Below are 9,585 nucleotides of genomic sequence, written 5' to 3'. Positions count from 1 at the left end.
TGGCCGTGCCCGGCGCTGTTCTTCTCGCCCTGTGCCTGCTCTCAATGGCCTACGGAGCACTGAGCGTTCCGCCCGGCCAGGTCGTCGACACGCTGCTCGGCCATGCGCCCAGCACCAGGATCGAGAACGTCATCTGGTCCGTACGCATCCCGCGGACCGCACTCGGCCTGGCGGCCGGTGCGGCACTCGGACTGTCCGGGGCCCTGATGCAGGCGCTGACCCGCAACCCGCTCGCCGACCCCGGTGTGCTCGGCGTCAGCGCGGGCGCGGCCTTCGCCATCGTGCTGGCCGTCGGAGTCCTCGGCCTCGGCTCGCTCTACGGCTACATCTGGTTCGCCTTCGCCGGCGCCATGGCCGCGAGCGTCCTGGTCTATCTGCTGGGCGGGCTCGGCCGGTCCGGCGCGACACCCGTCAAACTCGCGCTCGCCGGAGTCGCCGTCACCTCCCTGCTGTTCTCGCTGACCAGCGCCGTCGCGCTGACCAACCCCGACGCGCTGAACCGCTACCGCTTCTGGTCCGCCGGATCGCTCGCCAACCAGAACGACGACGTACTGATGCGCGTGCTGCCGTTCCTCGCCGTCGGCGCGGTCCTCGCGCTGGCCTGCGCGCCCGCGCTCAACAGCCTCGCTCTCGGCGACGACGTGGCGGCATCCCTGGGCGTCAGGCTCGGACTCGTACGCATCCAGGGCGTGCTCGCGGTCACCCTGCTCACCGGCGGTGCGGTGGCCGTCATCGGGCCCGTGGTCTTCGTCGGCCTGGTCGTCCCGCACATCGCACGGGTCCTGGCCGGGGCCGCCGGAGTCGGTCCCGACCACCGCTGGCTGCTGCCTCTGTCGGCCGTGCTCGCGCCGTGTCTGCTGCTCGCCGCCGACATCGTCGGACGCCTGCTCGCGCGGCCGGTCGAGATCCAGGCCGGCATCCTGGTCGCCTTCATCGGCGGCCCGTTCTTCATCGCGATGGTCCGCCGCCGCCGACTCGCGGAGCTGTGAGCATGACCGACCTCCTGACCGGCCGCAGCGCCGGACGCATCACCTTCCGGCTCGCCGTACCGCCGGTCTCCGGAGTGATCCGGCCACGGCTGCTGGCCCTCTGCTCCGTCATGGCGGCCGTCACCTTCCTCGTCTTCTGCCTCGGGATATCCGTCGGCGACATCCCGCTGTCGCTGACCGACGTGATGCGCGCGCTCGTGGGCGCCGGCGACCCGGGCACGCAGCTCATCGTCGAGGAACTGCGCCTGCCGCGGGCGATGACGGGGCTCCTCGTCGGCATCGCCTTCGGCATCTCCGGCGCCCTGTTCCAGACCATGACGCTCAACCCGCTGGCCAGCCCCGACATGATCGGCATCACGCAGGGCGCGGGCGCGGCGGTCGTCGCCGGGATCGTGCTCGGCTGGGACGCCGGCCTGAGCACCCAGTCGCTGGGGCTGCTCGGCGCGCTGGCCGCCGCACTGCTGGTGTACGTACTGGCCTGGAAGCGCGGCACCACCGGCTACCGCATCGTCCTCGTCGGCATCGGCGTCGCGTGGATCTGCACCAGCATCACCGACTATCTGATGGCCCGCGGCGGCCAGTTCCAGGCGCAGGCCGCGCTCGGCTGGCTCGTCGGCAACCTGAACGGCCGCGGCTGGGACCAGGTCGGCCCGCTGGCCGCGGCGATGGCCGTACTGGTCCCGGCGGCGCTGCTGCTCGGCCGCCTGATGCGCACGCTCCAGCTCGGTGACGATGTCGCGAGGGGCCTCGGCACGCCGGTCCAGCCGGTCCGGCTCGCCGTACTGCTCACCGGAGTCGGGCTGGTCGCCTTCGGCACCGCGGCGGCGGGCCCGGTCGCCTTCGTCGCGCTCGCCGCGCCGCAGATCGCCCAGCGCCTCGCCCGCACCGCGTGGCCGCCGCCGGTGCTGTCCGGACTCACCGGCGCGCTGGCCGTGCTCTGTGCGGATCTCATCGCGCGCAAGCTGATCCCCGGTACGGAGCTCCCCGTAGGAATCGTCACCGGCGTCCTCGGAGCTCCCGTCCTGCTCTGGCTGCTCGTCCGTGCCAACCGTGCCGGCTCAGGAGGCTGATCGCGTGTCATCGAACCCCTCGAACCCCGCCGGACCGGAGTTGCGCGCGGAAGGTCTGCGGCTCGCCTACGACAACCGCATCGTCGTCGACGGCCTCGACGTGGCCGTCCCGCCGGGCCGTATCACCGCGATCGTCGGCGCCAACGCCTGCGGCAAGTCCACCCTGCTGCGGGCGCTTTCCCGGCTGCTGGTGCCGCGCGCCGGATCCGTACAACTCGACGGCCGCGCGCTGCACTCCATCCCGACGCGGGAGCTGGCGCAGCGGCTCGGCATCCTGCCGCAGTCGCCGGTCGCGCCCGAGGGACTGACCGTCATCGACCTGGTCGGCCGCGGCCGTTCGCCGCACCAGACCTGGTGGCGGCAGTGGTCCAAGACTGATGAGGAGGCCGTGCACGACGCGCTGCGCGCCACCGCGATGACCGATCTCGCGGACCGGCCCGTCGACGAACTCTCCGGCGGCCAGCGGCAGCGCGCCTGGATCGCGATGGCGGTCGCGCAGGGCACACCGGTGCTGCTGCTCGACGAGCCGACGACCTATCTCGATCTGGCCCACCAGATCGACGTACTGGATCTGATCACCGACCTCAACCGGCACCAGAACCGTACGGTCGTGATGGTGCTGCACGACCTCAACCAGGCCTGCCGGTACGCCGATCACGTCATCGCGATGAAGTCGGGCCGCATCGTCGCCGAAGGCGCGCCCGCCGATGTGATCACGGCGCAGGCGGTGGAGGAGGTCTTCGGCCTGCGCTGTCAGGTCGTCGCCGACCCGGTGAGCGGGACGCCGATGATCATCCCGATGGGCCGCCATCACGACACCGATGACTCCGACAGCTCACCCGAGGACGCGGTGGCGGTCACCGGAACGGCGGGCTGACGGCCCCGGGCCTCCTCGTCGAGGCGAGGCCCGGGGGCGGCTTTCACCGCGTCAGATAGCCGCCCATCGTACGGAAGTAGTCCGTGGCGGCGTGCTCCGTACCGTCCTCGGTCCGCACCCGCTTGACCAGCAGACCGTGCCGCTCGCCGGAGCGCGCGTCCGCGCCGGCGACGATGACCACGCCGTCGCCTTCGCGGATGAAGATCCGGCCCGGTGTACCGCCGTAGCGGCCCTCGGAGACGGCCGCGGACACGATGCGTATGCGCTGCCCGCGGTGGTGGGTGAAGGCGTTGGGATACGGGTCGGACTGGGCCCGGACGAGCCGTTCCAGGTCCTCCGCCTGCCAGTTCCAGTCGATCGCGCTGTCCTCGATGGCCCTCTTGTGGAAGAAGCTTGCCTTGGACCGGTCCTGCTCGACCCAGACCGCCGTGCCCGACTCGATCATGTCCAGGGCGTCGCGCACGATCGGCTCGATGAGATCCACCGTGCGGTGGAACAGGTCGGTGGCGGTGTCGGTGGCACCGACCCGCACGGAGCGCTGGAGCACGATGTCGCCCATGTCGAGCTCGCTGTCCATCCGGTGCGCGGTGACGCCGACTTCCTGTTCGCCGTTGATCAGCGCCCAGATCAGCGGTGAGAAGCCGGCGTAGGCGGGCAGCAGCGAGTCGTGCACATTGAGCGTGCCGTGCGGCGGCAGATCGAAGATCTCCGGCGGCAGCCAGGTCCGCCAGTTGTTCGCCACGATGATGTCGGGAGCCGCTTCGCGCAGGGTGCGCAGCAGTTCGTCGTCGCCGGGCCGGTTGCGCAGCAGCACCGGCACACCGTGCTTCTCGGCGAGGTCGGCCACCGAGTCGTCCCAGATTTTCTCGTAGACATGGTCGCTCTTGGGATGGGTGACGACCAGTACCACTTCGTGCTCGGAGTTCAGCAAAGCCTGGAGGGTTCGATGTCCCCAGGTCTGGTAGCCGAACATGACGACCCGCATGTGACTCCTCCTCAGACATTGCAAGGTAAGCCTAACCTTATCTAACATGTGGCTGCTTAGGGAGGCGATGACGCGGTGAACGCACTGCACAGTGATCCAGGCACCATCTACGACGTCCTCGGCATTGGTTTCGGGCCGTCAAATCTGGCTCTTGCGATAGCGATTCACGAGTACAACGACCAAGTTCCGGCGGACGACCGGATCGTGGCCGGGTTCCTTGAAAGGCAGCCAGGCTTCGGCTGGCACCGCGGCATGCTGATCGACGACGCGACGATGCAGGTGTCCTTCCTCAAGGACCTTGTCACGATGCGCGACCCGACCAGCGACTTCAGCTTCCTGTGCTACCTGCGGGAGCGGGACAGGCTGGTCGACTTCCTCAACCAGAAGACGCTGTTCCCGCTGCGCATCGAGTTCCACGACTACTTCGAGTGGGCCGCCGCCCGTGTCGAGGATCTGGTCGAGTACTCCGCCGAGGTCGTCTCGGTGAAACCGGTGACGGTCGACGGCGAGGTGCGCTGGTTCGACGTCGCCAGCCGTGACCCCCGTGCGCCGGGCGGGCTGACCGTACGCCGCACCCGCAACCTGTGCGTGGCCACCGGGATGGAACCCCATCTGCCGCCAGGCACCGTCCTGTCCGACCGCATCTGGCACAACAGCGAGCTGATCCCCAAGGTCGCCGAGCTGGTCGCCGACGGATCACCGGTCCACCGCGCCGTCGTGCTCGGCGCCGGCCAGAGCGCGGCGGAGACGGTCGACTACCTGCACCGCAGCTTCCCGGACGCCGAGGTCATCTCGGTCTTCTCCAAGTACGGCTACACACCGGCCGACGACAGCCCGTTCGCCAACCGGATCTTCGACCCGGAGGCCGTCGACATCTACTTCAACGCGCCACGCGAGGTGAAGCAGCAGCTCTTCGACTACCACCGCGGCACGAACTACTCCGTGGTCGACATGGAGTTGATCGAAGCCCTGTCCCGGACCATGTACCAGGAAAAGGTGGCGGGCAGCCAGCGGCTGCGGATGCTGAACGTCTCCCGCATCCGCGAAGTGGAGACGAAGCCGGACAGCCTGGACGTCACGGTGGAGTTCCTGCCGACCGGCGAACGGAACGTGCTCACCGCGGACTTGCTGGTCCACGCGACCGGCTACCGTCCGCAGGACCTCGGCGAACGCCTCGGCGAGCTCGGCAAACTCTGCCTGCGTGACGAGGAGGACGCGCTGCTGGTCGGCCGTGACCACCGGATCGTCACCACGCCGAATGTCGTCTCCGACGTCTACATGCAGGGCGGCACGGAGCACACGCACGGCATCACGTCGACGCTGCTGTCCAACACGGCGGTCCGGGCCGGCGAGATCCGCGCGTCGCTGGTCGCACGGCGGGGCTGAGGCCCGGGACCGGGGGTGGGCGCCGGCCCACCCCCGGGAAGATCACGAACTGCTCGTCCGATACGGCCGGTTCAACCGGACCGGTACGTCCAGCGCCCCGCGAGCATCGTGGCGTGCACCGGCATCTCGCGCAGCGTCGGCGCGTCCGCGGTCAGCGGATCGGTGTCGACGATCACGAGGTCCGCGGTGTCCCCGACCCGGATCAGCCGCCGGCCGCGGGCGGCCGCCGTGAGCGCGGCGTGCAGGGGCAGTTCCTGCTCCGGGTGCCAGGCGGGCCGGTCGTCGTCGGTGCGGCTGACCGCGGACGCGATGCCCACCCACGGGTCGAGAGGGGAGACCGGCGCGTCCGAGCCCAGCTCCAGGCGTGCTCCTGAGGCCAGCAGATCGGCGTACGCGAACGCCCGGCCGGTCCGTCCCGGCCAGTGCCGGTCGGCGACGTCCCGGTCGTCCGTCGCATGCGCGGGCTGCACCCCGACCGTGATGCCCAGGGCCGCGTAGCGCGGCAGGTCGCGGTGGTTGATCAGTTGCGCGTGTTCGATCCTGCCGCGGCAGCGCACCTCCTCGAACGCGTCGAGCGCGATGCCGTTGGCCCGATCACCGATCGCATGGACCGCGGGCTCGATTCCGTGTGCCGCCGCCCTTCGCATCAACCGGACCAGTTCCTCGGGTGATATCGCGGCAATGCCGCGCGCGTCGGCGCCTTCCAGGCCCGGATACGGCTCGTGGCACAGCGCGGTGCGGGTGTTGAGCGAGCCGTCGGTGAACAGCTTCAGCGGTCCGACCTCCACGAGTCCGCGGGACTCCGGGAGCAGTTGGCCGGTGCGCAGACCACGCTCGATCGCGGTCTCCAGATAGTCGGGGTAGACGGCCGCGGCGATCCGGACAGGCGTCGGCGCCTCGGACGTACGCCGGGTCCAGTCGGTCGCGTTGTCGGCGAACTCGAAGTCGAGGAATCCGGTGACGCCCCGGGCCGCCGCCGCCTCGCATGCTTCGCGCACCCACCGGTCGGTCACTGCCACAGGTACGGCGGGCAGTGCCTCGGTGGCCTCCAGGGCATCCCGCTCGCGCAGCACCCCCGTCGGATGGTCACCGCGGCCCAGCAGGGAGAGTGCGGCCGAGCTGATCCAGGCGGTGTGCAGATCGGCGCTGACCAGCACGACCGGCTGACCGGGCAGTAGCGCGTCCAGCAGGTCCTTGTGCGGGCGGTCTGGCCACAGGCCGTCCCGGAAGCCGTACCCGACGAGAATCTCACCCGGGGGCAGCGACCGGGCGCCGTCCTGCGCCGCCGCGGCAACGGCGCGCGCGGTCGCCAGGCCCGACAGGTCGAGGCGTCTGCGGGTGCTCGCCCACTGGGTCGCGTGCACATGCGCGTCCCACAGGCCGGGCAGGACGGTGCGCCCGTCGAGGTCGACGGTGCGCGTGCCGGGCCGGTGCGGTGGCTCGGTCGTCGACACCGCGGTGATCCGGCCGGACTCGATCTGCACCGAGCACAGCGGCCCGCGCGCGCCGAGCCGCACTCGGCTCAGGATCAGCGGTTCCGTGTCGACTTCGCCGGCGGGCAAGGTCGTCGTCGTGGTGGTCATGAGGTGCTCCAGGTGTTCCGCATGGCCTCGGCCAGTCGGCGGTTCGCGTACGGCTGGTCCGACTCAAGTGCCCGGACGACTCTGCGGGCTACCTGCTCCGGCTCGTTCTGGCTCAGTTTCGCCTTCGCCACGGTCCGTGTGGCGCGCAACCGGAAACCGGTGGTCGCCACGGCGATACGGCGTGCATAGGCGTCGACCTCCTTGAGCCGCCACGGGTCCGGCAGCTCGTCCTCGAAGCGGTCCACGGTTGCCGACAGCACCGCGAAGGTGTCCTCGTCGTCGAGCACTTCGGGGCGGCCGTGGACATGGACGACGACGAAGTTCCACGTCGGGACGTGCGGCGAAGCGCCGTACCAGCTCGGCGAGACATAGCCGTGCGGACCCTGGAGGACCAGCACCGCGTCGTGCGCACCCAGTTCATGGAGCTCTGCGTCGGTCCTGGCGAGATGGCCCAGCAGAGTCAGCTCCTCCCGGCCGTCGTCGCCGCACGCCCCGTCCACCAGGACCGGCAGATGCGAGACAACCAGACCGCGGGACGCCGTATGGCTCGCCAAAGTCGCCCAGGGATGCTTGCGCGCCAACTCGCGTATCCGGCACGGATCATCGATCTCGAAAACCTTCTGCTCAAGCATGCAGCCGCCTCGCTCGTTCCGGTCGGTTCACGCCTCGGGGAAGTGACATGCCGCCTCCTGCCTCCCGGCTCCGCCCTCCGACCGCCCCGCGCCCGCCGCTGCGAGCACCGGCCGGGTCTCGGAGCACACCGCCTCGCTCTTCCAGCACCGGCCCGCGAACGCGCAACCCGCGGGCGGGTCGGCGGGGTTCGGCGGGTCGCCGTCCAGCAGAGGGAGGCCTTCGTGTCCGCGCCTGCGCGGATCGGGAACGGGGGCGGCGGCGAGCAGGGCCCGGGTATACGGATGCGCCGGGTGTCCGTACACGGTCTCGGCGCTGCCGCGCTCGACGATCCGCCCCAGATACATCACCGCGATCTCGTCGGCGACATGCCGCACCACCGCGAGGTTGTGCGCGATGAACACATAGGCGAGGCCGAACTCCCGCTGGAGATCCGCGAGCAGATTGACGACCTGCGCCTGGATGGAGACGTCCAGCGCGGACACCGGTTCGTCGCAGATCACGACCCGAGGGCGCAGGGCGAGCGCACGGGCGATGCCGATGCGCTGGCGCTGTCCGCCGGAGAACTCGTGCGGGTGCCGGTGGACGGACCGCGGATCGAGACCGACCATGTCCAGCAGCTCACGCACCCGGTGCTCCCGCTTCGCCTTCGGCACCAGGTCGCGGTGGATCTCGAAGGGCTCGGCGATGATCTGACCGACTGTCATCCGGGGATCGAGCGAGCCGAACGGGTCCTGCATGACCAGCTGGATGTCGCGCCGCATCCGGCGCAGCTCCGCCCGGGGGAGCGAGAACAGGTCACGGCCCTCCACCAGTACCGACCCCGACGTGGGCCGTTCGAGGGCCATGAGCAGCCGGGCCAGCGTGGACTTGCCGCAGCCCGATTCCCCGACCAGCCCGAGGGTGGTGCCCGGGCGCAGCGTCAGGTCGACTCCGTCGAGGGCCTTGACGGCCGGTCCGCAGCGCCCGGGTCCGCGTACCGGATAGTGCTTGACCAGCCCCCGGACCTCCAGCGCTGGAACGTCTTCAGCCGGCACGGGACACCTCCGGTACGTGATGGCAGGCCGCCGTCCGGCGCCCCGGCAGAACGGGAAGCAGCATGGGTGTCTGCTCCTGGCAGGACGGCCCGGCCGAGGGACATCTGGGGTGGAACGCGCACCCTGAGGGCAGGTCGCCGGGGGCGGGCGGGCTGCCCGCCACGGGTACCAGGCGATCGTGGCCGCCACGGGGGTCCAGGCGCGGCACGGCCGCCAGCAGCCCTCGTGTGTAGGGGTGCAACGGCCGGTCGTACAGATCGAGTACGGGCGCCTCCTCGACGATCCGTCCCGCGTACATGATGGCGACGCGGTCGGCCACGCCCGCCGCGAGCCCGAGGTCATGGGTGATCAGCAGCAGCGCCATGCCTGTCTCCCGCTGCAGCCCCACCAGGAGTTCGACGATCTGAGCCTGGACGGTGACGTCCAGGGCCGTGGTGGGCTCGTCGGCGATGAGGACATCGGGGCGCAGCGCCACCGCCGACGCGATCATGATGCGCTGCCGCATTCCGCCGGAGAACCGGTGAGGGTGGTCGTGGTACCTGCGGGCCGGGTCGGAGATCCGGACCCGGGCCATCAGGTCGATGGCGCGCTCCCGGGCCTCCCGGCGGCCGAGGCCCTCGTGCACGCGGAGCGTCTCGGCGATCTGGAAGCCCACGGTCAGCGTGGGGTTCAGCGCGGACAGAGCGTCCTGGAAGATCATCGCGATGTTCCGCCCGCGCTGCTCGCGCAGCCGCGCCGGAGGCAGGGTGAGCAGGTCCGTGCCGCGCAGACGAACGCTCCCGCCCACCCGCGTGGTCCGGTCGGGCAACAGCCCCATGGCGGCCATCGCGGACATGCTCTTCCCGGAGCCGGACTCTCCGATCAGCGCCAGCGTCTCACCCTCGTGCAGGGTGTAGCCGACGCCGTCGACGACCCGCAGGTCCGCGCCTCGGTGCACGACATCGACGGTCAGGTCCCGCACGTCGAGCACGGGGGCTGGGGCGGTTGCCGGCGCGCTGCCCGGCGGAGTTCGAGGTGCTGTGCTCATG

Annotated in this window: 9 protein-coding genes; 4 read left to right on the top strand and 5 right to left on the bottom strand. The window is 70.7% G+C overall.

The annotated features are described in order from the left end of the window. Positions 1 to 44: 44 nt before the first annotated feature. The 3 genes from ACH4YL_RS13965 to ACH4YL_RS13955 are packed head-to-tail and all read left to right on the top strand — an operon-like array spanning position 45 to position 2,936. Positions 45 to 989, top strand: a complete 945-nt coding sequence (locus ACH4YL_RS13965) for a FecCD family ABC transporter permease (RefSeq protein ID WP_398507872.1) — start codon at positions 45 to 47, stop codon at positions 987 to 989. A gap of 2 nt (positions 990 to 991) precedes the next feature. Next, positions 992 to 2,059 carry a FecCD family ABC transporter permease gene (locus ACH4YL_RS13960; RefSeq protein WP_398507533.1) on the top strand — a complete coding sequence of 356 codons (1,068 nt, stop codon included), beginning with the start codon at positions 992 to 994 and terminating at the stop codon, positions 2,057 to 2,059. Positions 2,060 to 2,063: 4 nt separating this feature from the next. Beyond that, on the top strand, positions 2,064 to 2,936 hold the full coding sequence (locus ACH4YL_RS13955) for an ABC transporter ATP-binding protein (protein WP_398507532.1): 873 nt from the start codon (positions 2,064 to 2,066) through the stop codon (positions 2,934 to 2,936). A gap of 43 nt (positions 2,937 to 2,979) precedes the next feature. On the opposite strand, the gene ACH4YL_RS13950 is transcribed toward ACH4YL_RS13955, so the two are convergent. Beyond that, positions 2,980 to 3,921, bottom strand: a complete 942-nt coding sequence (locus ACH4YL_RS13950) for a methionyl-tRNA formyltransferase (RefSeq protein ID WP_398507531.1) — start codon at positions 3,919 to 3,921, stop codon at positions 2,980 to 2,982. 75 nt (positions 3,922 to 3,996) lie between these two features. Here ACH4YL_RS13950 and ACH4YL_RS13945 point away from each other — a divergent pair, with 75 nt between their 5' ends. Next, positions 3,997 to 5,307 carry a lysine N(6)-hydroxylase/L-ornithine N(5)-oxygenase family protein gene (locus tag ACH4YL_RS13945; RefSeq protein ID WP_398507530.1) on the top strand — a complete coding sequence of 437 codons (1,311 nt, stop codon included), beginning with the start codon at positions 3,997 to 3,999 and terminating at the stop codon, positions 5,305 to 5,307. 71 nt (positions 5,308 to 5,378) lie between these two features. Here ACH4YL_RS13945 and ACH4YL_RS13940 read toward each other — a convergent pair whose 3' ends face one another. The 4 genes from ACH4YL_RS13940 to ACH4YL_RS13925 are packed head-to-tail and all read right to left on the bottom strand — an operon-like array spanning position 5,379 to position 9,584. Next, a complete protein-coding gene (locus tag ACH4YL_RS13940) occupies positions 5,379 to 6,890 on the bottom strand; it encodes an amidohydrolase (protein WP_398507529.1) in 1,512 nt (503 codons plus the stop codon). Next, positions 6,887 to 7,522, bottom strand: coding sequence for an FMN-binding negative transcriptional regulator (locus tag ACH4YL_RS13935; RefSeq protein WP_398507528.1), 636 nt, complete (start codon positions 7,520 to 7,522; stop codon positions 6,887 to 6,889). Before ACH4YL_RS13935 ends, ACH4YL_RS13940 begins: the two co-directional genes overlap by 4 nt. A 27-nt stretch (positions 7,523 to 7,549) precedes the next feature. Beyond that, a complete protein-coding gene (locus tag ACH4YL_RS13930) occupies positions 7,550 to 8,557 on the bottom strand; it encodes an ABC transporter ATP-binding protein (protein ID WP_398507527.1) in 1,008 nt (335 codons plus the stop codon). After that, positions 8,547 to 9,584: an ABC transporter ATP-binding protein gene (locus ACH4YL_RS13925; RefSeq protein WP_398507526.1), complete on the bottom strand. Its 1,038-nt coding sequence runs from the start codon at positions 9,582 to 9,584 to the stop codon at positions 8,547 to 8,549. Before ACH4YL_RS13925 ends, ACH4YL_RS13930 begins: the two co-directional genes overlap by 11 nt. Between the last annotated feature and the right edge of the window lies 1 nt (position 9,585).

Source organism: Streptomyces sp. NPDC020681, assembly GCF_044334895.1.
Classification (GTDB): Bacteria; Actinomycetota; Actinomycetes; order Streptomycetales; family Streptomycetaceae; genus Streptomyces.
The sequence above is the reverse complement of the archived record's forward strand: the minus strand, read 5'-3'. Positions and strand labels throughout refer to the sequence as shown.